Genomic DNA, 25,801 nt, shown 5'->3' on the forward strand with positions numbered 1-25,801 from the left:
CGGGGCGGGGCTCAGGTGTTGACCATGACGAGGGCCCACACCGTCTTGCCGTGGTGCCCTCTGCTCCACACCCCCCAGGCCGCCGCGACGGTCTCCACCAGATGCAGGCCCCGGCCGCTCTCCTCCCACTCGCCCACCAGCCGTAATCGGGGCTCCAGTCGGCCCTCGTCCGAGACCTCTATGAGACAGGAGCCGTCGGCCAGGGCGGTCACCGCCACCTCGAACTCCCGCTCGCGGAGCGGTCCGTGGCGTACGACGTTGGTCGCCAGCTCGGACACCAGCAGCACCGCGTCGGCCAGCGCCGGATCGTCCGGACCGTGCCCCCAGTCGGCCAGATGGTCCCGCACCCGGCGCCGTGCCAGGCCGACGGATGCCGGATGCCGGGGCAGCCGGAAGGAGTTGCGTCTCAACACGTTTGCTCCTCACCCCGCGCACACCTCCGCCACATGGTCCCGCGTCAGGTGAGCGTCCGACGTCACTGGGGCGAATGTCAACGCCGCGAGAAGCGTCAGATCCAGCCCAGGCTCCAGAGCCGGAACACACCGGTGCCGTCGTCGAGATACTGGCTGCCGCCGACGTCCTCGGTGCTCAGGACGTACTCCTTGCCCTGCCACAGCGGGATGACCGGCACGTCATGGGCGACGTCCCGCTGCAGCGTGCTGAAGTCGGAGGCGGCGTCGCCGCGGTCGGCGTACCGCTGGCTGGCCTGGATGAGCTGGTCGACGGCCTTGTTGCTGTAGCCGGTGTTCATGGTTCCCTTGGTGCCGACGAGCGGGGCGCCGAAGGTGTCCGGGTCCGGGTAGTCGGCGACCCAGCCGACGGCGTACGCGTCCAGCTTGCCGGTGGCCCAGGCCTCCTGGAAGGAGGTCCACCCGTAGCCCTTGAGGGTCACCTTGAACAGGCCGCTCGCCTCCAGCTGCGTCTTGATGGCCTGGGCCTCCGCCTCGGAGGAGCCGCGGTTCTCGGCGTAGCCGTAGGTGAAGCGGACCGGCGTCGTCACACCGGCCGCGGTGAGCAGGGCCTTCGCCTTCTTGGCGTCCTGCTTCGGGTAGGCGTCGAAGAACGAGGTGGTGTGGCCGGTGATGCCCGTCGGGATCAGCGAGTACAGCGGGTCGACGGTCCCCTGGTACACCGTGGCGGCCAGCTCCTCGCGGTCGATCAGCCATGCCATGGCCTGCCGGACCCTGGTGTCGTGCAGGGGCGCGTTCGCGCGGGTGTTGAGGTAGATGTTGCGGGTCTCGGCGCTGTCGGACTCGGACAGGCGCTGGTTCGGGTCGCTCGCCGAGAGCCGGGACAGGACCTTGGGCGGCAGCTGGCGGGTGGCGACGTCGATCTGCTTCGCGTTCCAGGCCTTGTCGAGGGCGTCCGAGTCGACGTAGTAGAGCAGGTCGACGGGCCGGCCCGTCTTCTGGACGGCGCCCTGGTAGTGCGTGTTCGGCGTGAGAGCCGCCTTCTTGCCCTTCGTGTACGACGTCAGCTCGTACGGTCCGGTGCCGTCGGCGCCGGGGTCGGTGCGCAGATGGTTCTTCGGGTACGTGTGGCTGTCGACGATCGAGCCCGCACCGGTGGCCACCTTGAACGGGAAGGTGGCGTCGGGCGAGGACAGATGGAAGGTGACCGTCAGGCCGTTCGCGTCGACCGAGCGGAGCGTGCTGAGCAGCGAGGACGGGCCGACGTCGGACTTGATCGCCTTGACCCGGTCGAAGGAGTACTTGACGTCCTCGGCGGTCATCGTGCGGCCGCTGGGGAAGGCGAGTCCCGTGCGCAAGGTGCAGCGGTAGGTGGTCGGTTGACTGCCCACGAAGTCGCAGCTGCGGGCCGCGTCGGGCACCGGCGCGGTGCCGCCCGGCTCGAACGTCAGCAGTGACTGGAAAACGTTGCTGAACAAGGCCCAGGAACCCGCGTCGTAGGCGCCGGCCGGATCGAGCGAGGTGACCTCGTCCGTCGTGCCGACCTCGATGGTCCTGTCCGTGTTCTCCTGCGACGGCAGCAGCTGCCAGCCGCCGACCCCCACGCCCGCCAGTACCAGCAGTGTCGCGAGAATCCGCATGCGAACCGAGCGCATCGGTTGCCCTCCCCGGGCCCGACGGGCCCCACCCCACATGCCACTCCCCTAGTGGCGCGGCTCACCTAATCACAGGTTTTTCAGCTGGGGGAAGAGGAATCTGCCGAGTTGAGAAAGAAGTTACCGCAAGGGGTTTCCGTCAGATTTCACAGGGCTCCCACAGGGTTCCCGCCACACGGTTTCGGCCAGCGGTTTCCATCGGGCTCTCGGTCCGGCTCAGGCCTCCATCGAGGCCAGTTCGATCACGGTGATGTCCGAGGGTGCGCCGACGCGCGTGGGCGGCCCCCAGGCGCCCGCGCCCCGGCTGACGTAGAGCTGGGTGTCGCCGTAGCGCTCCAGTCCCGCGACGGTCGGGTTCGCGGCGGCCGCGATGAAGTTGCCGGGCCAGAGCTGGCCGCCGTGGGTGTGGCCGGAGAGCTGGAGGTCGACGCCGTGCTTCACGGCGTCGTGGATCTGGACCGGCTGGTGGGCGAGGAGCACGCACGCGCGTGCCGTGTCCCGGTCGCCGAGCGCCTTGGTGAAGTCGGGGCCCTGGCCCTCGCTCTCGCCCGCGATGTCGTTGATGCCGGCGAGGTCGAACCAGGGCAGCTCGGTGCGGGCGTTCTCCAGCGGGTGCAGCCCGAGCCGCCGCACCTCCTCGACCCTCCCCCAGTGCCTTAGACGCCATTTCAGTTGGCGTGATCTTGCGGCAGTCTGGGGTGATGACTGCTGCGCTTGTCGAGCGGATGGCGCCGGAAGAGCTGTGGAGGTTGTTCCAGCGGGTGGTGCCGCCGGCACCGGTTCGCCCGCAGGGTGGAGGGCATCGCCGTCGCGGGGACCGCGAGGTGCTGGCGGCGATCATCTTCGTGGCCACCTCGGGCTGCACGTGGAACCAACTCCCCCCGGGCTTCGGGCTGTCGGGGGTCACCGCCTTCCGGCGGTTCACCGAGTGGACCGAGGCCAGGGTGTGGGCCAAACTTCACCGCCTGGTCCTGGACGAACTCGGTGCCCAGGGCGGGCTGGACTGGTCGCGGTGTGCGATCGACTCGGTCAGCGTCCGGGCCCTCAAAGGGGGCAGCTGACGGGACCGAATCCGACCGACCGCGGCAAGAAGGGATCGAAAATCCATCTCATCGTCGACCGCCAGGGCCTGCCCCTGTCTGTCGGCATCTCCGCCGCCAACCTCCATGACAGCCAGGCCCTCATCCCGCTGGTCTGCGGCATTCCGCCCATCCGTTCCCGCCGCGGCCCGCGCCGTCGTCGGCCCGGCAAACTGCATGGCGACAAGGGCTACGACTACCGCCACCTGCGGCGATGGCTCGCTTCCCGTGGCATCCGACACCGCCTCGCCCGAAAGGGCATCGAGTCGTCCCGACGCCTGGGCCGGCACCGCTGGGTCGTGGAGCGGACAGTGTCCTGGCTGTCCGGGTGCCGACGCCTTCACCGTCGCTACGAGCGCAAGCCGGAACACTTCCTTGCCTTCACCGCCATCGCCGCGACCCTCATATGTCACCGCAGACTCGCCAAGTGAAATGACTTCTTAAAGGCCTGGGGGGACCCCCAGCCGGGCACCGGAGAAGTACTCGTGGTTGCCGGTGACGAAGTAGGAGGGCGCCTTCAGCTGCGACAGCGGTGCCGCCGCCGGGCCCAGGTTCTTCACGCTGCCGTCCACCAGATCGCCTACGACCGCGACGATGTCCGGCTGGGTGGCGTTGATCGTGTCGACGACCTTCTGCGCGAAGCCCCGGCCCAGGATCGGGCCCAGGTGGATGTCGCTGACCACCGCGATGCGGTAACCGTGGGCCGCGCGAGGGAGTTTGGCCAGCGGCACGGTGACGCGCTTCACAGCTGGGCCGCGCAGCACTCCGTAGGTGCCGTAGCCCACCGTTCCCACGGCGGCGGCGGCAGCGGCTCCTGCGACGACACGGGAGACGAAGAGGCGGCGCGACGGCTCCGGGAGCGGCGCGGGTTCGGGCTCGGCCTCCGGTGCCCTCGGGGGTACGGATCCCGCCGGTACCGGATGCGGCTGGTATACGGCCGCCGTGGCGCGCGCCCGCCGTTCCAGCAGGCGGCGCAGCAGGGGCCGTACCACTTCGCCCGCCACCACGGCCAGCAGCAGATAGATGGACAGCGCCAGCCACAGGAAGCCGGGCCAGGCCAGGACCTGCTGGAGCCAGAAGGGCGCACCGACACGTTCACCGACGACGGCCCCGACCGCCAGCGCCCAGCCGGCCGCGATTCCCGCCGCACCCGCGCGGCGCGCGAAGCCCGGACCCCGGGTCGTGTCGCGGAACAGACGGCGCCACAGGTACCAGTTGCCGACGACGAGAACGGCGAGCGCGAGGAGCCCGACTACCCCGAAGACGACGACCATCGTGCCGTGACCCCCGTTGCCGGTTCTGCCGTTTGTGTGTATTTGCCTGCTGTTATGAGGTCTGGCGCAAAGCGCGCAGTCCGCGCAACCCGATGACCCCGATGACCGTCCCCAATACGAAGGAGACGACGGCGAGCGTCAGATGCACCCAGAAGTACGCCGTCGGGTGACCGTCGTGGAACGCGAGCCCGCTGCCGTCCTTGATGAGATTTTTAACGAAAGTGACCCAGATGACCCAGGACCACACCCCGAAGGCGAGCAGGAACCAGGAGACCGGGCGGCTGAGCTTCATGCGTTCAGTATCGCCGCCGCCTCTTTCGTTCCGTGTCCGGGGTGGGGTGGGAGGCGGGACTTCACGGCCCGTGGCATGTACTTTCTCGTCCGTGTCCGCTCCCCAGAAGACCTTCAGGCGATCCCTGCTGGTCACCTCCGCCGTCCTGTCCTCGATCGCGCTGACCGCGCCCGTCGCCTTCGCGGCCCCGAAGCCCTCGCCGACTCCGACAGCCACTCCCCCTGCGGACATGTCGTCCGTGGGCGGCGCCCGTCTGGGGCAGCCAGGCACACAGGTCGATCTGGGCAGCGGCGCGCCCGTGCTCCCCAAGGACATCACCGCGCGCTCGTGGATCGTCGCCGACGCCGAGTCCGGCGAGGTGCTCGCCGCGCACAACGCGCACTGGCGGCTGCCCCCGGCCAGCACGATGAAGATGCTGTTCGCGGACACGGTGCTGCCGAAGTTCCCGAGGACCCAGGAGCACGAGGTGGCGCCCTCCGACCTGGCCGGCATGGGTGCCGGTTCCAGCATGGTCGGGATAAAGGAGGGCGAGACGTACACCGTGCGCGACCTGTGGCTCGGCGTCTTCCTGCGCTCGGGCAACGACGCGGTGCATGTGCTGTCGGCGATGAACGGCGGCGTCGAGACCACCGTCAAGGAGATGAACGAGCACGCCGAGGAGCTCCAGGCCCTCGACACCCATGTGGTCACGCCGGACGGGTACGACGCACCGGGGCAGGTCTCGTCCGCGTACGACCTGACGCTGTTCGCGCGCTCCGGGCTGCAGAAGAAGGACTTCCGCGAGTACTGCTCGACGGTGCGCGCGAGCTTCCCGGGCGACACCAAGGAGAAGAAGGGCAAGTCGGTCCGCGAGTCCTTCGAGATCCAGAACACCAACAGGCTGCTGACCGGCGACTCCGACGTCCCCGTCTACCAGGGCATCGCCGGCGTCAAGAACGGCAACACGACGAACGCGGGCGCGACCTTCACCGGTGTCGCCGAGCGCAACGGCAGGGTGCTCCTCGTCACCGCCATGAACCCGGAGAAGAGGGAGCACAACGAGGTCTACAAGGAGACCGCCAAGCTCTTCGACTGGGGTTTCCAGGCGGCCGGGAAGGTACGCCCCGTGGGTGAGCTGGTGGCGCCGAAGAGCGCCGCGCAGTCGGGCGGGCAGTCCGGTGGGAACGGGTCGGCGGGCGGGGCCGCCGGCAAGGCGTCCGGTTCGCCGGTGGCGAGCGCCTCGGCCGCGGGCCGCTCCGGCGGCATGGGGGTCGCCTTCGCCATAAGCGGTGGGGTGCTGGTGCTGCTCGCGGCGGCCGCGTTCCTGGTCAACCGCCGCTGGCCGCTGCCCGATCTGGTACGTCGCCGGTCGTCCCGTCCGTGAGGTCCGCCCCGGCGCTCAGCTCGTCCTGTTCCTGCTGTTCGTCCTGCCCCTCCCCCTGAGCGTGGTCGTGCTGCTCGCTCGGCGTCGCCGTCCACGCGGCGCAGAACAGGACCAGCTTCGCCGTGAAGTTGATCCACAGCAGCAGCGCGACGGGCACGCCGAACGCGCCGTACATGCTCTTCGCGGCCACGCCCTGCATATAGCCGCTCAGCAGCGTCTTCAGCAGCTCGAAGCCGACGGCGCCGGTCAGCGCCGCGACGATCAGGCGGTGGCGCCGCGGTTCGACGCCGGGCAGCAGCGTGAGGACGTACAGAAGCAGCAGGAAGTCGGCGAACACGGCGACGGCGAACGCCGCGATGTGGAGGAGCGCCCCGCCCCAGCCGCCGTTGGCGATGTCGAGCTGCCGGGTGATCCAGCCGACCATCGCGGAGGCGACGGTGGAGGCGGCGATCGTGACGAGGACGGCGCCGCCGAGACCGACGAGGATGCCCAGGTCCTTGGCCTTGCGCAGGAAGGGGTTCTCCTCCTCGTCGGGCAGCTCCCACACCGCGCGCAGGCACTCGCGCATCGAACCGGCCCAGCCGATGCCGGTGAACAGCAGGGCGGCGCCCGCGATGAGGCCGATGGTGCCGGCGTTCTGGACCAGGTTCTGGATGTCCAGCTGGTCGGAGATGCCGGGCACCTGCTCGGCGAGCTTGTTCTGCAGGTCGCTCTGCTGTTTCGTGCTGAGCGTGGCAGCGGCGATCGCGGCGGCCACGGTGAGCAGCGGGAACAGTGCGACGAAGCTGGTGAAGGTCATCGCGGCGGCCAGCCGGGTCCACTTCACCCTGTCCAGTCGTTCGAACGACCGCCAGGCGTGGGTGAGCATGAGGCGCGCCAGCAGCGGCCCGACGACGGGGAGCTTCTTCAGCCAGTCCATGATCAGACTCTCCCCCCGGTGTGGAAGACCAATGTGCGAGTACCCCGAAAACCCGGCACAGTGCCGCGCGGCGGTCGGTGCGGGCACTGCGAGGGCGCCTCAATTCGCCCTGGGGCGACATCCCATTAATCCCCCATTCCGGGCATAAGCGTCCTGTTTAACTTCTGCCGGTTATATAGGGCCGATACGGTCACCGATATGTCTCCCGACACCGCTCCGGTCACCGTCACCGGCTGGGGCCGCACTGCTCCGACCGCGGCCCGTCTGATCCGCCCACGGTCGTACGAGGAGGCCGCGGCCGCCGTCCGGGGCTGCGGGGTTCGCGGTGGCATCCCCAGGGGCCTGGGGCGGGCGTACGGCGATGCGGCGCAGAACGCAGGCGGTGCGGTGCTCGACATGACGGGCCTGGACCGCATCCACGCGATCGACGCCGAGGGCGGCACCGTGCTGTGCGACGCGGGCGTCTCCCTGCACCGGCTGACGGAGGTGCTGCTGCCGCTGGGCTGGTTCGTGCCGGTGCTGCCCGGCACGCGCCATGTGACGGTCGGCGGCGCGATCGGCGCGGACGTCCACGGCAGGAACCACCACGTCTCCGGCTCCTTCTCCCGGCACGTCCTGTCGCTGGAACTCCTCACCGCCGACGGCGGGATCCGCACGGTGAGCCGCGGCACGCCGCTGTTCGACGCCACCACCGGCGGCCTGGGCCTGACCGGTGTGGTCCTCACGGCCACCATCCGGCTGCTGCCGGTCGAGACCTCCCTGATGTCGGTGGACACGGAGCGCGTCGCGGATCTCGACGACCTGATGGCGCGCCTGACGGCCACCGACCACCGCCACCGCTACTCGGTCGCGTGGATCGACCTGCTGGCCCGCGGCGCGGCGACCGGACGTGCGGTCCTCACCCGCGCCGACCACGCCCCGCTCGACGCGCTGCCCGCACGCGCGCGTGGAGGGCCACTGGCGTTCCGCACGCCGCAGTTCCCGCCGGTCCCCGCCTTCCTCCCGGAGGGCCTGCTCGGCCGTACCGCCGTGGGCCTCCTCAACGAGCTCCGGTACCGGACGGCGCCACGCGCGCGTACCGGCCGGCTGCAGCGGATCTCCGCCTTCTTCCACCCCCTGGACGGCGTGCCGCACTGGAACCGCGTCTACGGCCGCGGCGGCCTCGTGCACCACCAGTTCGTCGTCGGACGCGGCCAGGAGGACGTCCTGCGCCGGATCGTGCGACGCATCTCCGAACAGCGCTGCCCGGCGCTCACGGCCGTCCTCAAGCGCTTCGGGGAGGCCGCCCCGGGGTGGCTCTCGTTCCCCGTGCCCGGCTGGACGCTCGCCGTGGACCTCCCGGCGGGTCTGCCCGGTCTCGGCGCCCTCCTCGACGAACTCGACCAGGAGGTCGCCACGGCCGGCGGCCGCGTCTGCCTCGCCAAGGACTCCCGACTGCGCCCCGAACTCCTCGCCGCGATGTACCCGCGCGTCGACGACTTCCGCTCCCTGCGCACGGAACTCGACCCGCGGGGCGTGTTCACGTCCGACCTGTCCCGCCGCCTTGCGCTGTGACGTTGCGCCGCGTCGGCCGGGGCCCCCGGGTCGCCCCACGAAAGACGCAACAGGTCCGACCGCTCGCGCCGCCTCATCCTGCGACGATGCGCTACGCCGACCGAGGGCCCGGGATCGACCCTCGCGAGATGCAGCACGACCGGCCTCCGCCGCCCCGCCCTTCGACCATGCTGCGTCGACGGGACGTCAGGCGACACCCTCCGGAATGCAGCACGCTTCGACCCTTCCCCCCTGGCCCTCTCACGATGCCCTACGCCGACCGGGGGGGCACGACCGGCCTCCGCCGCCCCGCCCTTCGACCATGCTGCGTCGACGGGACGTCGGGGAACGCCCTCCGGAATGCAGCACGCTTCGACCCTTCCCACCCCCTGGCCCTCTCACGATGCCCCACGCCGACCGAGGGCCCGGGATCGACCCTCGCGAGATGCCGCACTCCCGGCCCCTCCCGCCGCCAAGCCCTGCGACGATGCGCTGCTCGCCCGGAGCTCGGGAGCCCCGGGGGCGCCCCCGGGACATGCAGCACGACCGATCCTCTCCCGCCGCCTCGTCCTCTCACGACGCGCCGCGTCAGCCGGGGGCCCGAAGGCGGCACCCGGGAGATGCAGTACGTCCGATCCAACCCGCCGTCTCGCCCTCTGGGCACCTAGGAGCTGCTGTCGTGAAGGACGCCTTCGGCCTCCCCCAGTCCCTGCTCGTCCTCGGCGGTACGTCCGAGATCGCGCTCGCCACGGCCCGCCGTCTCATCGCGCGCCGCACCCGCACGGTGTGGCTCGCGGGACGCCCCTCGCCCGCCCTGGAGCAGGCCGCGGAGCAGCTGCGCGGCCACGGTGCCGATGTGCACACCGTCGCCTTCGACGCGCTCGACCCCGACGCCCACGAGACCGCCCTCGGCAAGGTCTTCGCGGAGAGCGACGTGGACATGGTCCTGCTCGCCTTCGGGATCCTCGGCGACCAGGCGCGCGACGAGCGCGAACCGGCCTGGGCGGTGCGCGTCGCGCAGACCAACTACACGGGCGCGGTGTCGGCGGCCCTGGTGAGCGCACGCGCCCTGCAGACGCAGGGCCACGGCTCGCTGGTGGTGCTGTCCTCCGTCGCCGGCGAGCGGGCCCGCCGCAGCGACTTCATCTACGGCTCCAGCAAGGCCGGCCTGGACGTCTTCACTCAGGGCCTGGGCGACGCGCTGTACGGCACCGGCGTGCACGTCATGGTCGTACGCCCCGGGTTCGTACGGTCGAAGATGACCGCCGGCCTTGAGGAGACACCGTTCGCGACGACGCCGGAGGCGGTCGCGACGGCCGTGGAACTGGGGCTGCGGCGGCGCTCGGAGACGGTGTGGGTGCCCGGCACGCTGCGCGTGGTCATGTCGGCGCTGCGGCACATGCCGCGCGGTCTGTTCCGCCGACTGCCCCTGTAGCTGCCCGGGGTCAACGGGTCGGCAGCGAGCCGCGCTCCACGTGCCCGGCCTGCGGCGGCACCACCAGGCCGCCGAAGGGGTACTCCCGCAGCTTGCGCCACACGCCGTCCGCGCCCTGCTCGTAGAGGGCGAAGCCGGTGCACGGCCAGTCGGCCTCGTAGTCGGCGAGCTCCTCGAAGGCGCGGTCCATCGCCTCGTCGTCGATGCCGTGCGCGACCGTGACATGCGGGTGGTACGGGAACTGCAGTTCCCGCGGTACGGGGCCGGCCGGGTCGCGGAGCTGCTTCTGCAGCTGGGTGCAGGCCTCGGCCCCCTCGGCGATCCGCACGTAGACGACGGGTGACAGGGGCCGGAAGGTGCCGGTGCCGGACAGCCGCATCGGGAACGGCCGGCCCGTCGCGGCGACCTCGGCCAGATGCGCCTCCACGGCCGGCAGATCGCTGCCGTCGACCTCGGTCGGCGGCAGCAGGGTGACGTGCGTGGGGATGCCGTGAGCAGCGGCGTCGCCGAAGCCCGCGCGCAGCTGTTGGAGCAGGCTGCCGTGAGGCTCCGGGACCGCGATCGACACGCCGATCGTTACGGTCCCCACGTCGTCTCCTGTCGTCGTGACGGATTTGTTCTCAGCCGTCGGCTATCGACTGTACGGCCACGGCCGGGTCGCGGGCAGGCGCAACCGTAGTGATGTGCAGCGCTCTGCCGAGTGGCACACGCGTGCGCCGGGGTGCGTCAGTGCTTGGCGGGCAGGAAGCCCACCTTGTCGTACGCCTGGGAGAGGGTCTCCGCGGCGACCGCACGGGCCTTCTCGGCGCCCTTGGCCAGGATGGAGTCCAGCGTCTCCGAGTCGTCCAGATACTGCTGGGTGCGCTCCCGGAAGGGCGTCACGAACTCGACCATGACCTCGGCGAGGTCCGTCTTGAGCGCGCCGTACATCTTGCCCTCGTACTCCTGCTCCAGCTCCGCGATCGTCTTGCCGGTGAGGGTGGAGTAGATGGTGAGCAGATTGCTGACGCCGGGCTTGTTCTCGGCGTCGTAGCGGATGACGGTGTCGGTGTCGGTGACCGCGCTCTTGACCTTCTTGGCGGTGGCCTTGGGGTCGTCGAGGAGGTTGATGAGGCCCTTCGGCGTGGACGCCGACTTGCTCATCTTGATCGACGGGTCCTGCAGGTCGTAGATCTTCGCCGTCTCCTTGAGGATGTACGGCTTCGGGATGGTGAAGGTCTCGCCGAAGCGGCCGTTGAAGCGCGTGGCGAGGTCACGGGTGAGCTCCACGTGCTGGCGCTGGTCCTCGCCGACCGGGACCTCGTTGGCCTGGTAGAGCAGGATGTCGGCGACCTGGAGGATCGGGTACGTGAACAGGCCGACGGAGGCGCGGTCGGCGCCCTGCCTGGCGGACTTGTCCTTGAACTGGGTCATGCGGGAGGCCTCGCCGAAGCCGGTGAGGCAGTTCATGACCCAGGCCAGCTGGGCGTGCTCGGGCACATGGCTCTGGACGAAGAGCGTGCAGCGCTCGGGGTCGAGCCCGGCCGCGAGCAGCTGGGCGGCGGCGAGCCGGGTGTTGGCGCGCAGCTCCGCCGGGTCCTGCGCAACGGTGATCGCGTGCAGGTCGACGACCATGTAGAACGCGTCGTGGGACTCCTGCAGGGCCACCCACTGGCGGACGGCGCCCAGGTAGTTGCCGAGGTGGAACGAGCCTGCGGTGGGCTGGATTCCGGAGAGCACGCGGGGTCGGTCAGAGGCCATGCTCACCATTCTCTCAGGTCTGTCGAGCCGATCAGGAACTGGTCGGAAACAGCTGGGAACCGATCCGTCTGCTGCGGTGCAACAAGGCTGTGAGGACGCGGGAGGGGGGCCGCATCGTCGATGAGGCCGCGGTGATCGCACGCGAACCCGCCGGGGAGCCGGAGGCGTATGCGCAGCTGGTGCGGGCCGATACGGCGCGCGGCGGCCCGGCAGGGTGCCGGACCGCCGCAGGAGGAACCACGACAGGAGCTCATCGACCTGTGAGCGTCACCGGTATCTGAGCTTCACCGATCTCCGAACGCCATCGATCTTTGACAACTCAAGAGAGGGCGCTGCTCAGCCCAGGTCGATCTCCGGGTACAGCGGGAAGCCGGCCACGAGGTCGGTGGCGCGGTGGGAGATCTCGTCCGCGATCTTCGGGTCGAGGACGTGCTGCGCCTTGGACGGGGCGCCCGACTTGGTGGTGCCCGGCTCGGCGGTGGTGAGGACGCGGTCGATCAGGCCCGCGACCTCGTCCATCTCGGCGGTGCCCAGGCCGCGCGTGGTCAGCGCGGGGGTGCCGATGCGGATGCCGGAGGTGTACCAGGCGCCGTTGGGGTCGGCGGGGATGGCGTTGCGGTTGGTGACGATGCCCGAGTCGAGCAGGGCCGCCTCGGCCTGACGGCCGGTGAGGCCGTAGGAGGTGGCCACGTCGATGAGGTTGAGGTGGTTGTCGGTGCCGCCGGTGACGAGGGTGGCGCCGCGGCGCATCAGGCCCTCCGCCAGTGCGCGGGAGTTGTCGACGATGCGCTGGGCGTAGTCCTGGAAGGAGGGCTGCCGGGCCTCGGCGAGGGCGACGGCCTTGGCGGCCATGACGTGCGGGAGGGGGCCGCCGAGGACCATCGGGCAGCCGCGGTCGACCTGGTCCTTGAGGGAGTCGTCGCACAGGACCATGCCGCCGCGCGGGCCGCGCAGCGACTTGTGGGTGGTGGTGGTGACGATCTGGGCGTGCGGGACCGGGTCGAAGTCACCGGTCAGCACCTTGCCCGCGACCAGGCCGGCGAAGTGCGCCATGTCCACCATCAGGGTCGCCCCGACCTCGTCGGCGATCTCCCGCATGATGCGGAAGTTCACCAGACGCGGGTAGGCGGAGTAGCCGGCGACGATGATCAGCGGCTTGAACTCGCGGGCGGAGACGCGCAGGGCCTCGTAGTCGATGAGGCCGGTGGCGGGGTCGGTGCCGTAGGAGCGCTGGTCGAACATCTTGCCGGAGATGTTCGGGCGGAAGCCGTGGGTGAGGTGGCCGCCGGCGTCCAGGGACATGCCGAGCATGCGCTGGTTGCCGAAGGCCTGGCGGAGTTCGGCCCAGTCTGCCTCGGTGAGGTCGTTGACCTGGCGGGCGCCGGTCTTCTCCAGGAAGGGTGCCTCGACCCGGTCGGCGAGGACGGACCAGAAGGCGACGAGGTTGGCGTCGATGCCGGAGTGCGGCTGGACGTAGGCGTGGCGGGCGCCGAAGAGCTCCTTGGCGTGCTCGGCGGCGAGCGACTCGACGGTGTCGACGTTGCGGCAGCCTGCGTAGAAGCGGCGGCCGATGGTGCCCTCGGCGTACTTGTCGCTGAACCAGTTGCCCATCGCGAGGAGGGTGGCCGGGGAGGCGTAGTTCTCGGAGGCGATCAGCTTGAGCATCTCGCGCTGGTCGGCGACCTCCTGCCCGATGGCGTCGGCGACCCGCGGCTCGACGGCGCGGATCACGTCGAGGGCGGCGCGGAAGGCGGTGGACTCGGTGGAGAGGGGCTGCTGCTCTGACATGTCGTCGGCCTCCGGGCGGCGTGGCGTGCAAGCGGTCACGGTTCTCGGTCTGGCCCAGGCGCACGGCACTCGGTCACGCACGGGTCGCTCCCCGATGGTCCGTCCCATCCATGCGCGCCAGTCACGACCCGTCGATCAGCCTACCGGCCACGCCGGAGAGCGCAGGTCCCGCGTCCACCATGCGAGCGACGATAGGAAGAGGGGGCCGCTGCAGGGCTGCCACACCCCCGGGAGGTCCCGTGACCACGACGGAAGCGCTCATCGCCACCGCCGACGCGCACAGTGCGCACAACTACCACCCGCTGCCCGTGGTCGTCGCCTCCGCGGACGGGGCGTGGATGACGGATGTGGAGGGGAGGCGGTATCTGGACCTGCTGGCCGGTTACTCGGCGCTCAACTTCGGGCATCGCAACCGGCGGCTGGTGGAGGCGGCGAAGGCGCAGCTGGAGCGGGTGACGCTGACGTCGAGGGCGTTTCATCACGACCGGTTCGCGGCGTTCTGCTCCGAGCTCGCCGAGCTGTGCGGGATGGAGCTGGTGCTGCCGATGAACACCGGCGCGGAAGCGGTGGAGACGGCCGTGAAGACGGCCCGGAAGTGGGGGTACCGGGTCAAGGGCGTGCCCGCGGAGATGGCGAAGATCGTGGTCGCGGGCAACAACTTCCACGGCCGTACGACGACCCTCGTCAGCTTCTCCACCGACCCGGAGGCCCGGGCGGACTTCGGTCCGTACACGCCGGGCTTCGAGATCGTGCCGTACGGGGACCTGACGGCGATGCGGTCGGCGGTCACGGAGAACACGGTGGCCGTGCTGCTGGAGCCGATCCAGGGTGAGGCGGGGGTGCTGGTGCCGCCGGCCGGTTATCTGCCGGCGGTGCGGGAGCTGACCCGCGAGCGGAACGTGCTGTTCGTGGCGGACGAGATCCAGTCGGGCCTTGGCCGGACCGGAAAGACCTTCGCGTGCGAGCACGAGGGCGTGGTGCCGGATGTGTATGTGCTCGGCAAGGCGTTGGGCGGTGGGATCGTGCCGGTGTCGGCGGTGGTGTCGTCGGCCGATGTGCTCGGAGTGTTCCGGCCCGGTGAGCACGGTTCGACGTTCGGCGGGAATCCGCTGGCCTGTGCGGTGGCCCTGGAGGTGATCGCGATGCTGCGGACGGGCGAGTTCCAGGCGCGGTCCGCGGAGCTGGGCGGTCATCTGCACCGGGAGCTGGGGGCGTTGAGCGGCACGGGCCGGGTGAGGGCGGTGCGCGGGCGGGGGCTGTGGGCGGGCATCGACATCGCGCCCCAGTACGGCAGCGGGCGGGAGGTGTCCGAGAAGCTGATGGAGCGGGGGGTACTGGTGAAGGACACGCACGGTCCGACGGTGCGGATCGCACCGCCGTTGGTGATCGCGAAGGAGGACCTGGACTGGGGGCTCGCGCAGTTGCGGGCGGTGCTCGGGATCTGAGCTGCGCGCCGGAGGCCGGGGCCCTGGACGCCGATCGATATGCACCTTACGTAGGTGTGTAAAGCATAGGATCGGTGAGAGCGGACCCCGGGGCATCGCCGCCTGCTGTGCGTCTCCCCTACAGTCACTTTGTGATCTTTGGGATGGTGTGCGCGCTGGGCGCGGCGGTCTGCTTCGGTACCGCGACGGTTTTGCAGGCGGTTGCCGCGAGGACGGCCGGTACGGGTGGGGGCGGGGAGGCGGCGCTGCTGCTGCGGGCCTTGCGGCAGTGGCGGTATCTGGCCGGGCTGGCGCTGGACGGGCTGGGGTTCCTGTTCCAGATCGCCGCCCTGCGGTCGATCCCGATCTACGCGGTCGCCGCGGCGCTCGCGTCCAGCCTGGCGGTGACCGGGGTGGTCGCGGCGCGACTGCTGCAGGTGCGGCTGAGCGGGACGGAGTGGGGTGCGGTCGCGGTGGTGTGCGCCGGGCTCGCCATGCTGGGGCTGGCGTCCGGGGCCGAGGGGGACCGTCACGGGTCGACGGCGCTGAAGTACGCGATGCTCGCGATCGCCGTCGTGGTGCTGCTGCTCGGGCTGTTCGGAGGGCGGTGGTCCGGGCGCGGGCGGGCGCTGGTGCTCGGCCTGGGAGCCGGGTTCGGGTTCGGGGTGGTGGAGGTGTCGGTGCGGCTGATCGACTCGCTCGCACCGTCAGAGCTGCTCACCAACCCGGCGACCTACGCCCTCGTCATCGGCGGGGGCGCCGCCTTCCTGCTGCTGACGTCGGCCTTGCAGCGCGGCTCGGTGACCACCGCCACCGCCGGGATGGTGATCGGCGAGACGATCGGGCCGGCGGCGGTGGGTGTGGTGTGGCTCGGGGACCGCACCCGGGACGGGCTGGCCTGGCTTGCGGTGCTGGGGTTCCTGATCGCGGTCGCGGGGGCGCTGGCGCTGGCGCGGTTCGGGGAGGCACCGACCACGGACGCCCCGACCGCGGAGACGGCGTGAGCGATGTTCCCGCGTCGGCATATCCGCCGGTAGATCGGACGGGCGCCCCCTTTCGGGAAGCTGAAACACTTCGTTGAATGTTTGAACGTGCTGTGGAGTTCTTGCGTACTGGGTGGGTGCCGCCTTCCTCGCACCGGCCCGGTGCCGTGGACACCGGGGGCCGTGCCGGGTCCGGTGGACGCGCACACTCCGCTGCACGTCCCGTACGCCTCCGGCACCACGGGCCGCCCGAAGGGGGGCGTGCACGCTCACAGCGACCCGAAGGCGTATCACGACCTGATCGGCGCATCTGTTACCACCGTTCGGGGCCCGGGGCATGAACACCGGGATCGCGGATGCGGCGGCGCTCGCGCTCGCGGGCCGCAAGTACTGAGACGTCGGGAGGAGCAGTGATGACACAACCGGTCATCGGGGAGGGCCTGTTGGCGTGGAGTGCGGCCGGTGGGCTGAGGCCGGCCGCGGAGCCCGGCGGGCGGTTGCTCGTCGCGGACTCATGGCTGGTGCGCGACGGCCGGATGCGCGGCCACGACCGGCACCGGGAGCGTTTCCTGCGGTCCTGCGGCGCGTGCGACGGACCGCCGTTGTGCCGGCTGCTGGAGTTCTGGCAGGACATGACGGCCGCCCTGCCGCGCGCGGGCGAGTGGTTTCCCCGGGTCGAACTCGCCGCCGGGTCCAAGGAGTTGAGGCTGCTGCTGCGGTACGCGCCGCCGCTCGGTACGGGCGTGCGGGTCTGGGCGGCCGGCCAGTGCGATCCGCGGACCGTCCCCCGCCGCAAGGGACCCGACCTGGACACCCTGGCCCGGGTCCGCAGACGGGCGTCCGCCGAGGGCGCCGACGAGGCGGTGCTCGTCGCACCCTCCGGCGTCGTCCTGGAGGCGGCCACCAGCAGCGTGCTGTGGTGGGAGGACGACACCCTCTGCCTGCCCTCGCCGCAGCTGCCGGTGCTGCCCGGGGTGACGGCCGCCCTCATCCAGGAACGAGCACGGCGCGAGGGCATCCGCATCGCCCACCGCGAACGGACGGTCGCCGAGCTCGACGGCCGCGAGGTGTGGCTGGTGAACGCCCTGCACGGGATCCGCCCGGTCACGGGCTGGACGGGAGGACCACTGCGGGCGGCTCCGCCGGTACGCGCGCCGGAATGGCGGGCGTGGCTGGACGACCTCATGGAACCGCTGCCGGAGAATTACAGTTCCGGTTCGGGCAGTGCCGCGCACAGCGCGTCCAGGGTGCCCGCCCATGCGCTGTCCGGTGGCGTCCCGTAGCCCACCACCAGTGCGTCGTGCGGCTCGACGGTCGCTTCGGGGTGCCGGTAGCGGTGCAGTCCGTGCACCGCGAGGCCGTGCCAGGCCGCCGCCCGCAGCGTCGCCTGCTCGGTGCCCGGCGGCAGCCGCAGCACCACGTGCAGGCCCGCCGCGATACCCGTGGCGCTGACCTGCGGTGCCCGCCGCGCGAGTTCCGCGACCAGTGCGTCCCGGCGGCGGCGGTAGCGCAGCCGGGCGGCGCGCACATGGCGGTCGTACGCGCCGGAGGTGAGGAACTCGGCGAGCGTCAGCTGGTCCAGGGCCCCGCAGGAGTCGATGTGCCCCTTGGCCTTCGCCGCCTCCCGGGCGAGGTCCGGCGGCAGGACCAGCCAGGCCAGTCTCAGGCCGGGGGCGAGGGACTTGCTGGCCGTGCCCGCGTAGACGACGTGGTCCGGATCCAGGCCCTGGAGGGCGCCGACGGGCTGGCGGTCGTAGCGGAACTCGCCGTCGTAGTCGTCCTCGACGAGCAGGCCGCCGGTGCGGCGCGCCCAGTCGACGGCGGCGGCCCGCCGGTCGCGGTGCAGGGTGCCGCCCATCGGGAACTGGTGGGCGGGGGTGAGCAGGACCGCGTCCTCGTCCGTCAACTCGCGCGGGTTCGTGCCCCGTTCGTCGAACGGCAGCGGAACCGTCCGCAGACCCGCCTCCGTCAGCAGGTCCCAGTGCACGTACAGGCCGTACGACTCCACCGCGACCGTGTTCGCGCCGCGTGCCCGCAGTACCGCGCCGAGAATGCGCAGGCCGTGCGAGATGCCTGCGCACACCAGGATGCGTTCGGGGTCGGTGCGCACGCCCCGGGCGCGGGCGAGGTAGTCGGCGAGCGCGGTGCGCAGTTCGATGCGGCCGCGCGGGTCGCCGTAGTCGAGGGCCTGGTACGGGGCCGCGGTCAGGGCGCGGCGGGCGGCCTTGAGCCACTCGGAGCGGGGGAAGAAGGCCAGGTCCGGGGTGCCGGGGATCAGGTCGTAGGCGGGGCGGTCGACGGTACGGGAGCGGGGTGCGGGCGCGGCGGGCCGGCTCACCGCCCGGTCGGCCACCCGGGTGCCCGAGCCCTGCCGCGCGGTCAGCCAGCCCTCCGCGACCAGGTCGGCGTAGGCGTCGGCGACCGTGTTGCGGGCGAGACCCAGGTCGGCGGCGAGGGTGCGGGAGGAGGGCAGCCGGGTGCCGGGAGCCAGCCGGCCGGTGCGGACGGCCTCGCGCAGGGCGTCGGTGAGACCCCGGCGGAGGCCGGGACCCGTCGGCTCCAGGTGCAGGTCGACGCCCAAAGTGGCCCAGGATTTCGCCATGGGAATGGACCATACCGCTGGGCTGCCTGGCTTCTAGGGTCGAAGGCATGACGACAGAAGAAGCCACCGCATACGCGCCCGAGCAGCCCGCCCGGCTGCGCTGGGCCCAGCACGCCCCCGAGGTCTACAAGGCGATGGTCCGCCTGGACGCGGCCGCCCGGCGGGGCCTCGACCCGAAGCTGCTGGAACTGGTGAAGATCCGCGCCTCGCAGCTCAACCACTGCGCGTTCTGCCTGGACATGCACACCAAGGACGCGCTCGCGGCCGGTGAGAGCGTCGAGCGGATCGTCCAGCTCGGCGCGTGGGAGGAGTCGAAGCACTTCTACACGCAGAAGGAGCTCGCCGCTCTGGAGCTGACCGAGGCGGTCACCGTGCTGACCGACGGCTTCGTCAGGGACGAGGTGTACGAGCACGCCGCCAAGCACTTCGAGGAGCCCGAGCTGGCCCAGCTGATCGCCGCGATCACGGTGATCAACGCGTGGAACCGGTTCGGCGTGACCTGCCGCATGGCTCCCGGCCACTACGAGGCGGGACAGCACAAGTGAGCCGTACGACCGTCCTGGACCGCGAGGTCGGGCAGGCGCTGTCCGCACTCAGCGCGACCGCGAAAAGAGGCCTCGGCGACCCCGCCCTCGCCGAACTGGTCGTGATCCGGGCCTCGCAGCTCAACCACTGCGCGTTCTGCCTGGACATGCATCTGGGCCTCGCCCGCCGACACGGCGTGAGCCAGCGGCAGCTCGACCTGCTCGCCGCCTGGGAGGAGGCCGGGGACGGCGTCTTCGACGAACGGGAACGCGCCGCGCTCGCGCTGACGGAGGCGGTCACGGTCGTGACGGACGGGTTCGTGCCCGACGAGGTGTATGCGACCGCGGCCAAGCACTTCGACGAGCCGCGGCTCGCGCATCTCATCGCGCTGATCGTCGCCATCAACAACTGGAACCGGGTGATGGTCGCCCGCCGGATCCCGCCGGGAGGTTACACGCCATGAGCAAGGTGGATGTCTTCCGCGCGCTGCACAAGGGCCGCACCCCGGACGACCCGCTCGTCCTCCCCGGCCCGTGGGACGCGGTGAGCGCCCGCGTGTTCGTCGAGGCCGGCTTCCCCGCGCTCGCGACGCCCAGCGCGGGGATCGCCGCCTCCCTGGGACACGAGGACGGGTCCACGCCGGCCGACGAGATGTTCGCCGCGGTTGCGCGCATCGCACGGGCCGTGGACGTGCCGGTGTCGGCGGACGTCGAGGACGGGTACGGGCTCGCGCCCGAGGAGCTGGTGGAGCGGCTCCTGGACGCGGGCGTCGTGGGCTGCAACCTGGAGGACTCGAAGGGGGGTGCCCTCAAGGACCCGCACGAGCACGCCGAGTGGCTCGCCGAGGTGCGGTACGCGGCGGGCGACCAGCTCTTCGTCAACGCCCGCGTCGACACCTTCTCCCACGGGGACGGCAACCCCGAACGGGCCATCGAGCGGGCCGCGTTGTACGTCGCCGCGGGCGCCGACTGCGTCTATCCGATCGGCGCCCCGGCGGACGTGCTGCCGCTGCTGCGATCCGGGATCCAGGGGCCGATCAATGTGCACGGCACGCTGGACGGCAGGGGCCCCTCGCCCACCGAACTCGGTGAACTCGGGGCCACCCGCGTCACGTTCGGGCCCGGGCTGCAGCGCTGGGCGGCGCTGGCGCTGCAGGGGATGGCCGAGCAACTGAGGAAGCTGCAGTGATCAGGACAGCCACGCCTTCCACGTCGACGCGTGGCTGTCCACCCACTTCTTCGCCGCCTGTTCCGGGGTGAGCTTCTGGTCGGCGATCATCAGGGAGACCTCGTTCTGGTCCTCGGTGGTCCACTTGAACTTCTTCAGGAAGGCCGCCGCCTTGCCGCCCCGCTTCGCGAAGTCGGCGTTGAGGTACTTCTGCAGCGGGGTGTGCGGATAGGCACAGGCGACCTTCGCCGGGTCGGTGTCGCAGCCCTCCTTGTACGGCGGCAGCTTCACCTCGGTCATCGGGACCTTCTTGAACAGCCACTGCGGCGCGTACCAGTACGTCAGGAAGGGCTTCTTCTCCTTGGCGAACTGTTTCATCTGGGTGATCTGCGCGGCCTCGGAGCCCGCGAACACCACCTGGTAGTCCAGCTTCAGGTTCTTCACCAGCGCCTTGTCGTTGGTGACGTAGGACGGTGAGCCGTCCATCAGCTGGCCCTTGCCGCCGCTCTCCGCGGTGCGGAACAGCGACGCGTACTTGTTGAGGTTCTTCCAGTTCGTGATGTCGGGGTGCTGCTTGGCCAGGTACGTCGGCACGTACCAGCCGATGTGTCCGGTCACCCCGAGGCCGCCGCCGCGCGCGATGGTCTTCTTGTCGTCGACGTAGCGCTTCTCCTGGTCGGGGTGGCCCCAGTCCTCCAGGATGGCGTCGACGCGGCCCTGGCTGAGCGCGTCCCAGGCGGGGACCTCGTCCACCTGGACGGTGTCGACCCGGTAGCCCAGCTTGTGCTCCAGCAGGTACTGGGCGACGGCCACGTTGGACTGCGCACCCACCCAGGACTGGACGGACAGGGTCACCGACTTGGCGCCCTGCGCGTTGGCGAACGGCGACGCCTGCTTGGTCATGTCGGCGGCACCGCAGCCGGTGAGCAGCACCAGGGAGCCCACGGCGGCGGTCGTACCCAGAGTCGCGCCCATACTCGTACGGAGTCGCATGTCACGCTCCCTTCTTCGCGCGGCGTTCGGTCGGCTGGGTCACCCGGTCGAGCATCAGGCCGAGGCAGACGATCGCGGCGCCCGCCACCAGACCGGTCGCCAGGTCGCCCTGGGCCAGCCCGAAGACGGTGTCGTAGCCGAGCGCGCCGCCGCCGACCAGGCCGCCGATGACGACGACGGCGAGGACGAGGACCACGCCCTGGTTGACGGCGAGCAGCAACGCCGGGCGGGCGAGCGGGAGTTGCACCTGGCGCAACTGCTGGGCGGGGGTCGCGCCGAGGGAGCGGGCCGACTCCAGGGCGGCCGGGTCGACCTGGCGCAGGCCCTGCGTGGTGATGCGGACGACGGCGGGCAGCGCGTAGACGACGGCGGCCGCCGCGGCGGGCGCGCGGCCGACGCCGAACAGCGCGACCACCGGGATCAGGTACACGAACTGCGGCATCGTCTGGAAGACGTCGAGAACGGGGCGCAGCAGGCGCTCGAACCGGTCGCTGCGGGCCGCCGCGATACCGATGGCGAAGCCCAGGACCAGGGTGACGGCGACGGCCGCCAGCACCTGGGAGAGCGTGTCGAGCGAGGGCTGCCACACGCCGAGCACACCGATCGCGGCCATGGCGAGGACCGCGGTGAGCGCGGTGCGCCAGGTGCCGATCAGCCAGGCCAGGGCGGCGACGACGAGCAGCACCGACCACCAGGGCAGCCCCTGCAGGCCGCTGCGGACCGGGTTCAGCACCCAGGTGGTGAAGTGGCCCGCCCAGTCGGCGGTGCCGCCCACGACGGGCACGCCCGAGTAGAGGTGCGCGGTCATCCAGTCGACGGCGCGGTTGACCGGCTCGGCGATGTCGAACGTCCAGGAGTCGGGCCAGTCGAGGCGGCCCGCCAGCCGTCCGGCGAGCGCGACGGCCACGGCGGCGGCAGCGGCGTAGAGCCACGGCCTCAGGCTTCCGGGCTCCTCTCCGGACTGCTCGCCCGCGGCACCGGTCACCCGGTCCAGTACGACGGCGAGCAGCACGATCGGGATGCCGGCCGCGAGCGCCGCGCCCACGTCGACGGAGGCCAGCGCCTGGTAGACGCGGTCACCGAGGCCGCCCGCGCCGATGACGGAGGCGATGACGGCCATCGACAGCGCCATCATGATCGTCTGGTTGAGGCCGAGGAGGAGCTCCTTGCGGGCCAGCGGGATCCTGGCGGTCAGCAGGCGCTGGCGCGCGGTGGCGCCGAGCGAGTCGACGGCCTCCAGGACCTCCTTGTCGGCGCCCTGCAGACCGAGGGCGGTGAGGCGGGCCATCGGCGGGGCGGCGTAGACGACGGTCGCGAGGACGGCGGCGGGCACGCCCATGCCGAAGACCAGGACAACGGGCAGCAGATACGCGTAGGCGGGCAGCACCTGCATGGTGTCGAGGACCGGGCGCAGGCCGCGGTCGAGGCGGCCGGAGAGTCCGGCGGCGAGCCCGAGGACCACGCCGACGGCGACCGACACGAGTACGGCGACCACCATCAGGGCGAGCGTCTGCATGGTCGGCAGCCACATGCCGAGCAGACCGCAGGCCAGGAACGCGGCGCCCGTGCCGAGGGCGAGCCGGACTCCGGCGACGCGCCAGGCGACGAGGGCGCCGATGGCGGTGACGCCGGCCCAGCCCGCGGCGAGGAGGACCAGGTAGACGGCGCGTACGGAGATCACGACGGCGTTGCTGATGTAGCCGAAGAAGTAGAGGAACAGGGGGTTGCTGTCCCGGTTGTCGATGATCCAGTTGCTGGCGGCGGTCAGCGGCTTGGTGAGGTCGACGGTGAGGGCTGCGGGCCAACTGCCGCTGGCCCAGCGGGCGTTGGCGAGGGGGACGAGGATCGCGGCGGCGAGCGCGAGGAGCAGCAGCTTCTGCACCGCACGGTGTTTCAGCAGACCGCCGGGCAGTGCGCGCGGGGCGGATGCGGTGACGGTGGCCATCAGGCCGCCTCCTTCCGCGGCTGCGTTCCGGCGACGACGCCGAGGAGCCTTTCGTGGTCGACGACACCCAGGCAGCGGCCGTCGTCGACCACACAGGCCGGCCTGCCGCTCGCGGCCACGACCTTGATCGCGTCGGCGACGAGGTCACCCGGCGCGAGCGCCCCGGGATGCTCCCTGCCGCCGCAGTCCCCGGGCCGCATGGCCGTGCGTACGGTCATGACCTGCTCACGGGAGACGTCCCGGACGAACTCGCGGACGTAGTCGTCGGCCGGGCTGCCGACGATCTCCTCCGGGGTGCCCAGTTGGACGACCCGGCCGTCGCGCATCAGGGCGATGCGGTCGCCGAGTTTCAGGGCCTCGCTCAGGTCGTGGGTGATGAAGACCATCGTGCGGCCCTCCTCGCGGTGCAGGCGGACCACCTCCTCCTGCATGTCCCGCCGGATCAGCGGGTCGAGGGCGCTGAACGGCTCGTCGAACAGCAGGACCTCGGGGTCCACGGCCAGGGCGCGGGCGAGACCCACGCGCTGCCGCTGGCCGCCGGAGAGCTGGCTCGGGCGGCGCTGTTCCATGCTGTCCAGGCCGACCTTGGCGACGACCTCCTGGGCGCGTGCCCGCCGCTCGGACCTGCCCACGCCCTGGATCTCCAGGCCGTACGCCACGTTGTCGAGGACCGTGCGGTGCGGCAGGAGGCCGAAGTGCTGGAAGACCATGGCGGCGCGGTGGCGGCGCAGTTCGCGCAGCCGGGACCTGTCCATGGCGCGGACGTCCTCGCCGTCGATGGCGATCGTGCCCGCCGTCGGCTCGATCAGCCGGGTCAGACAGCGCACCAGCGTGGACTTGCCGGAGCCGGACAGGCCCATCACCACGAACACCTCGCCCTTGCGCACGTCGAAGGAGACGTCACGGACGGCGGCGGTGCAGCCCGTGCGGGCGCGGAGCTCGGCGGGTGGCAGCGAGGTCAGTCCGGGGTCGGCGGGTACGCGGTCGGCCTTCGGGCCGAACACCTTCCACAGCCCGTCGACGGAGAAGACCGGCTTGCTCATCACGTTCGTCGCGTTCATCACGCACCACTTCCGATCAGGTCTACGGCTTTCTCCCCGACCATCAGCACTCCGATCATCGGGTTCACGGCGGTCATGGTCGGGAACACGGAGGCGTCCGCGATGCGGATCCCCTCCAGACCGCGGATCCTCAACTGCGGGTCGACGACCGCCAGTTCGTCGTCGCTCGCCCCCATACGGCAGGTCCCGGCCGGGTGGTACACGGTGTGCGCGACCTTGCGGGCGTACTCGCTCAGCTCCTCGTCGCCGGTGATGTGCGGGCCGGGAGCCACCTCGCGCTTGAGCCAGCCGGCCAGCGGCTCCGTCTGCGCGATCTCGCGGGCGATACGGATGCCGTCGACCAGGGTGCGGCCGTCGTAGTCGTCCTCGTCCGTGAAGTACCGGAAGTCGAGGGCGGGCTTGACCGACGGGTCGGCGCTGGTCAGGTACAGCCGGCCGCGGCTCTTCGGCTTCGGGATGTTGGGCGTCATCGAGACGCCGTACCGGGGCCGTTCGTATCCCAGCCGCTCCGGGTTGTCCGTGAACGGCACCTGGTAGAAGTGGAACATCAGGTCGGGGCCCTGGTGCCCGGGGTCGCGGCGCACGAACAGCCCGGCGTCGCTGTCCATCGCCGAGTTCTCCGGGAGCGGGCCGTGGGTCTCCCAGACGATCACCGACTCGGGGTGGTCGAGGAGGTTCTCGCCGACGCCCGGCAGGTCGAGCGCCACGGGTATGCCGAGCGCCTCCAGATCCTGACGGGGACCGATGCCGGAGTGCAGCAGCAGCCGCGGGGAGTCGACGGCACCGGCGCAGAGCAGCACCTCGCTGCGCGCCCGTACGAGGATCTCCTCGCCGTCCTTGGTGCGGACGTGCACGCCCTGGGCCCGGGTGCCGTTCAGCTCCAGCTTGTACGCCCAGGTCTCCAGGAGGATCGTCAGGTTCTCGCGCTCGTCCATCACCGGGTGCAGATACGCCACCGAAGCCGACGACCGCTTGTTGTTCTCGGGGTGGTAGGCGAGGTCGAAGAAGCCCACGCCCTCGGTGAACGGCGAGCGGTTGAAGCCCTCGATGCGGGGAACTCCGACTGCCTGCTGCGCGGCGTCGACGAAGTCCTGGGCGATGTCGTTCCGGTCCTTCTCGTCGACCGGGACGATGTTGTTCTTCAGCCGGGCGTAGTACGCCTCCATCGGCACCGCGCCCCAGCCCTTGGCGCCCGCCTCCTCCCACTCGTCCCAGTCGGACGGCAGCGGCTTGAAGGCGATCAGGGTGTTGTGCGAGGAGCAGCCACCGAGCACCCGGGCCCGGCTGTGCCGGATGTGCGAGTTGCCGCGTGGCTGCTCGGTGGTGGGGTAGTCGTAGTCGAGCTCGCCGCCCAGAAGGCCCATCCAGCGGCGCAAGGTCAGCACGTCCTCCCGCCCGACATCACTGGGCCCGCCCTCGATGACGGCAACGGTGACGTCCGGGTCCTCGGTGAGCCGGGAGGCGATGACGGACCCTGCGGTGCCGCCGCCGATGACGACGTAGTCGTAGATCTGCGTGTTCTCGGACATGGGGGTGGTAACTCCAGATGATCAGGCTCGGGGGGCTGACGGACGCGCCCTTGAGGCGCGCGGGGCTGTGTCGATATGCGGCTC

22 protein-coding genes, 4 pseudogenes and 1 riboswitch are annotated in these 25,801 nt (G+C 71.1%); of the genes and pseudogenes, 12 read left to right on the top strand and 14 right to left on the bottom strand.

Going from position 1 to position 25,801, the window contains the following annotated elements:
• Nucleotides 1–11 precede the first annotated feature (11 nt).
• The 3 genes and pseudogenes from ABD355_RS32815 to ABD355_RS32825 form a co-directional block, all read right to left on the bottom strand.
• Nucleotides 12–413, bottom strand: a complete 402-nt coding sequence (locus ABD355_RS32815) for an ATP-binding protein (protein ID WP_344404521.1) — start codon at nt 411–413, stop codon at nt 12–14.
• A 95-nt stretch (nt 414–508) separates the two neighbouring features.
• Entirely contained in the window at nt 509–2,065 is a 1,557-nt protein-coding gene (locus ABD355_RS32820; RefSeq protein WP_344404522.1) for an ABC transporter substrate-binding protein, read from the bottom strand.
• Nucleotides 2,066–2,281: 216 nt separating this feature from the next.
• Nucleotides 2,282–2,707, bottom strand: a pseudogene (locus ABD355_RS32825) (metallophosphoesterase); the annotation flags it as partial.
• A gap of 59 nt (nt 2,708–2,766) precedes the next feature.
• Between ABD355_RS32825 and ABD355_RS32830 the strand changes: the two are divergent.
• Nucleotides 2,767–3,575 (top strand): IS5 family transposase gene (locus ABD355_RS32830; protein WP_344404523.1). Its coding sequence is split into 2 segments (ribosomal slippage): nt 2,767–3,114 and nt 3,117–3,575, totalling 807 coding nucleotides; the frame shifts between segments, so codons are not numbered across the junction.
• Nucleotides 3,576–3,593: 18 nt separating this feature from the next.
• Here ABD355_RS32830 and ABD355_RS32835 read toward each other — a convergent pair.
• Nucleotides 3,594–4,418, bottom strand: a pseudogene (locus ABD355_RS32835) (metallophosphoesterase); the annotation flags it as partial.
• Between the two features lie 52 nt (nt 4,419–4,470).
• Nucleotides 4,471–4,710, bottom strand: a complete 240-nt coding sequence (locus ABD355_RS32840) for an SCO4848 family membrane protein (RefSeq protein WP_344404524.1) — start codon at nt 4,708–4,710, stop codon at nt 4,471–4,473.
• Between the two features lie 91 nt (nt 4,711–4,801).
• On the opposite strand from ABD355_RS32840, the gene ABD355_RS32845 reads away from it, so the two are divergent.
• The gene (locus ABD355_RS32845; protein WP_344404525.1) at nt 4,802–6,073 is read left to right on the top strand and encodes a D-alanyl-D-alanine carboxypeptidase family protein; all 1,272 of its coding nucleotides are present in this window, start codon (nt 4,802–4,804) and stop codon (nt 6,071–6,073) included.
• Here ABD355_RS32845 and ABD355_RS32850 read toward each other — a convergent pair.
• Entirely contained in the window at nt 6,018–6,992 is a 975-nt protein-coding gene (locus tag ABD355_RS32850; protein ID WP_344404526.1) for a YihY/virulence factor BrkB family protein, read from the bottom strand. The two genes, ABD355_RS32845 and ABD355_RS32850, sit on opposite strands and share 56 nt — an antisense overlap.
• 198 nt (nt 6,993–7,190) lie before the next feature.
• Here ABD355_RS32850 and dprE1 point away from each other — a divergent pair, with 198 nt between their 5' ends.
• Together dprE1 and dprE2 are read left to right on the top strand one after the other, a co-directional pair.
• Nucleotides 7,191–8,546 (top strand): decaprenylphosphoryl-beta-D-ribose oxidase, encoded by a 1,356-nt coding sequence (gene dprE1 / locus ABD355_RS32855; protein ID WP_344404527.1) that lies wholly within the window; start codon nt 7,191–7,193, stop codon nt 8,544–8,546.
• Nucleotides 8,547–9,204: 658 nt separating this feature from the next.
• Nucleotides 9,205–9,960 carry a decaprenylphospho-beta-D-erythro-pentofuranosid-2-ulose 2-reductase gene (gene dprE2, locus ABD355_RS32860; RefSeq protein ID WP_344404528.1) on the top strand — a complete coding sequence of 252 codons (756 nt, stop codon included), beginning with the start codon at nt 9,205–9,207 and terminating at the stop codon, nt 9,958–9,960.
• Between the two features lie 10 nt (nt 9,961–9,970).
• Here the strand turns inward: dprE2 and ABD355_RS32865 are convergent, their stop codons facing one another.
• Both ABD355_RS32865 and trpS read right to left on the bottom strand, forming a co-directional pair.
• Nucleotides 9,971–10,549, bottom strand: coding sequence for a 2'-5' RNA ligase family protein (locus tag ABD355_RS32865; RefSeq protein WP_344404529.1), 579 nt, complete (start codon nt 10,547–10,549; stop codon nt 9,971–9,973).
• A gap of 137 nt (nt 10,550–10,686) precedes the next feature.
• A complete protein-coding gene (gene trpS, locus ABD355_RS32870; RefSeq protein WP_344404530.1) occupies nt 10,687–11,700 on the bottom strand; it encodes a tryptophan--tRNA ligase in 1,014 nt (337 codons plus the stop codon).
• An 89-nt stretch (nt 11,701–11,789) separates the two neighbouring features.
• On the opposite strand from trpS, the pseudogene ABD355_RS32875 reads away from it, so the two are divergent.
• A pseudogene (locus ABD355_RS32875) lies at nt 11,790–11,933 on the top strand (siderophore-interacting protein); the annotation flags it as partial.
• A 103-nt stretch (nt 11,934–12,036) separates the two neighbouring features.
• Here ABD355_RS32875 and ABD355_RS32880 read toward each other — a convergent pair.
• Nucleotides 12,037–13,488, bottom strand: coding sequence for a glycine hydroxymethyltransferase (locus ABD355_RS32880; RefSeq protein ID WP_344404531.1), 1,452 nt, complete (start codon nt 13,486–13,488; stop codon nt 12,037–12,039).
• Nucleotides 13,489–13,533: 45 nt separating this feature from the next.
• Nucleotides 13,534–13,623: riboswitch (ZMP/ZTP riboswitch) on the bottom strand.
• A 104-nt stretch (nt 13,624–13,727) separates the two neighbouring features.
• On the opposite strand from ABD355_RS32880, the gene rocD reads away from it, so the two are divergent.
• From rocD to ABD355_RS32900, 4 genes and pseudogenes are all read left to right on the top strand, one after another.
• Nucleotides 13,728–14,933 (top strand): ornithine--oxo-acid transaminase, encoded by a 1,206-nt coding sequence (gene rocD / locus ABD355_RS32885; protein ID WP_344404532.1) that lies wholly within the window; start codon nt 13,728–13,730, stop codon nt 14,931–14,933.
• Between the two features lie 143 nt (nt 14,934–15,076).
• The gene (locus ABD355_RS32890) at nt 15,077–15,916 is read left to right on the top strand and encodes a DMT family protein (RefSeq protein ID WP_344404705.1); all 840 of its coding nucleotides are present in this window, start codon (nt 15,077–15,079) and stop codon (nt 15,914–15,916) included.
• A gap of 280 nt (nt 15,917–16,196) precedes the next feature.
• Nucleotides 16,197–16,274, top strand: a pseudogene (locus ABD355_RS32895) (FAD-dependent monooxygenase); the annotation flags it as partial.
• A 34-nt stretch (nt 16,275–16,308) separates the two neighbouring features.
• Complete coding sequence (locus ABD355_RS32900; protein ID WP_344404533.1) at nt 16,309–17,178, top strand: aminotransferase class IV; 870 nt, start codon at nt 16,309–16,311, stop codon at nt 17,176–17,178.
• Here the strand turns inward: ABD355_RS32900 and pdxR are convergent.
• Nucleotides 17,100–18,497, bottom strand: coding sequence for a MocR-like pyridoxine biosynthesis transcription factor PdxR (gene pdxR / locus ABD355_RS32905; protein ID WP_344404534.1), 1,398 nt, complete (start codon nt 18,495–18,497; stop codon nt 17,100–17,102). The genes ABD355_RS32900 and pdxR overlap by 79 nt on opposite strands.
• A 47-nt stretch (nt 18,498–18,544) precedes the next feature.
• Here pdxR and ABD355_RS32910 point away from each other — a divergent pair, with 47 nt between their 5' ends.
• The 3 genes from ABD355_RS32910 to ABD355_RS32920 are packed head-to-tail and all read left to right on the top strand — an operon-like array spanning nt 18,545 to nt 20,210.
• Nucleotides 18,545–19,042: a carboxymuconolactone decarboxylase family protein gene (locus ABD355_RS32910; RefSeq protein WP_344404535.1), complete on the top strand. Its 498-nt coding sequence runs from the start codon at nt 18,545–18,547 to the stop codon at nt 19,040–19,042.
• On the top strand, nt 19,039–19,485 hold the full coding sequence (locus ABD355_RS32915; protein ID WP_344404536.1) for a carboxymuconolactone decarboxylase family protein: 447 nt from the start codon (nt 19,039–19,041) through the stop codon (nt 19,483–19,485). The genes ABD355_RS32910 and ABD355_RS32915 overlap by 4 nt, the downstream gene beginning before the upstream one ends.
• Entirely contained in the window at nt 19,482–20,210 is a 729-nt protein-coding gene (locus tag ABD355_RS32920; RefSeq protein WP_344404537.1) for an isocitrate lyase/PEP mutase family protein, read from the top strand. The genes ABD355_RS32915 and ABD355_RS32920 overlap by 4 nt, the downstream gene beginning before the upstream one ends.
• Here ABD355_RS32920 and ABD355_RS32925 read toward each other — a convergent pair whose 3' ends face one another.
• Genes ABD355_RS32925 through ABD355_RS32940 form a run of 4 tightly spaced genes read right to left on the bottom strand, consistent with a single transcriptional unit; the run spans nt 20,211 to nt 25,717 of the window.
• Entirely contained in the window at nt 20,211–21,182 is a 972-nt protein-coding gene (locus ABD355_RS32925) for an ABC transporter substrate-binding protein (protein ID WP_344404538.1), read from the bottom strand.
• 1 nt (nt 21,183) lies between these two features.
• Complete coding sequence (locus tag ABD355_RS32930; protein WP_344404539.1) at nt 21,184–23,127, bottom strand: ABC transporter permease; 1,944 nt, start codon at nt 23,125–23,127, stop codon at nt 21,184–21,186.
• A complete protein-coding gene (locus ABD355_RS32935; protein ID WP_344404540.1) occupies nt 23,127–24,188 on the bottom strand; it encodes a quaternary amine ABC transporter ATP-binding protein in 1,062 nt (353 codons plus the stop codon). The genes ABD355_RS32930 and ABD355_RS32935 overlap by 1 nt, the downstream gene beginning before the upstream one ends.
• A complete protein-coding gene (locus tag ABD355_RS32940) occupies nt 24,188–25,717 on the bottom strand; it encodes a GMC family oxidoreductase (protein ID WP_344404541.1) in 1,530 nt (509 codons plus the stop codon). The genes ABD355_RS32935 and ABD355_RS32940 overlap by 1 nt, the downstream gene beginning before the upstream one ends.
• Nucleotides 25,718–25,801: the final 84 nt, after the last annotated feature.

Origin of the sequence: Streptomyces longisporus (genome assembly GCF_039532765.1) — a bacterium.
GTDB classification, from domain to species: domain Bacteria; phylum Actinomycetota; class Actinomycetes; order Streptomycetales; family Streptomycetaceae; genus Streptomyces; species Streptomyces longisporus.

Coding starts and splice junctions, on each gene's coding strand:
- ABD355_RS32820 (WP_344404522.1), bottom strand. CDS start 2,065: ATGCGCTCGGTTCGCATGCGGATTCTCGCGACACTGCTGGTACTGGCG.
- ABD355_RS32840 (WP_344404524.1), bottom strand. CDS start 4,710: ATGAAGCTCAGCCGCCCGGTCTCCTGGTTCCTGCTCGCCTTCGGGGTG.
- ABD355_RS32850 (WP_344404526.1), bottom strand. CDS start 6,992: ATGGACTGGCTGAAGAAGCTCCCCGTCGTCGGGCCGCTGCTGGCGCGC.
- dprE1 (WP_344404527.1), top strand. CDS start 7,191: ATGTCTCCCGACACCGCTCCGGTCACCGTCACCGGCTGGGGCCGCACT.
- trpS (WP_344404530.1), bottom strand. CDS start 11,700: ATGGCCTCTGACCGACCCCGCGTGCTCTCCGGAATCCAGCCCACCGCA.
- ABD355_RS32880 (WP_344404531.1), bottom strand. CDS start 13,488: ATGTCAGAGCAGCAGCCCCTCTCCACCGAGTCCACCGCCTTCCGCGCC.
- ABD355_RS32890 (WP_344404705.1), top strand. CDS start 15,077: ATGGTGTGCGCGCTGGGCGCGGCGGTCTGCTTCGGTACCGCGACGGTT.
- ABD355_RS32900 (WP_344404533.1), top strand. CDS start 16,309: ATGACACAACCGGTCATCGGGGAGGGCCTGTTGGCGTGGAGTGCGGCC.
- pdxR (WP_344404534.1), bottom strand. CDS start 18,497: ATGGCGAAATCCTGGGCCACTTTGGGCGTCGACCTGCACCTGGAGCCG.
- ABD355_RS32910 (WP_344404535.1), top strand. CDS start 18,545: ATGACGACAGAAGAAGCCACCGCATACGCGCCCGAGCAGCCCGCCCGG.
- ABD355_RS32920 (WP_344404537.1), top strand. CDS start 19,482: ATGAGCAAGGTGGATGTCTTCCGCGCGCTGCACAAGGGCCGCACCCCG.
- ABD355_RS32925 (WP_344404538.1), bottom strand. CDS start 21,182: ATGCGACTCCGTACGAGTATGGGCGCGACTCTGGGTACGACCGCCGCC.
- ABD355_RS32930 (WP_344404539.1), bottom strand. CDS start 23,127: ATGGCCACCGTCACCGCATCCGCCCCGCGCGCACTGCCCGGCGGTCTG.
- ABD355_RS32935 (WP_344404540.1), bottom strand. CDS start 24,188: ATGAACGCGACGAACGTGATGAGCAAGCCGGTCTTCTCCGTCGACGGG.
- ABD355_RS32940 (WP_344404541.1), bottom strand. CDS start 25,717: ATGTCCGAGAACACGCAGATCTACGACTACGTCGTCATCGGCGGCGGC.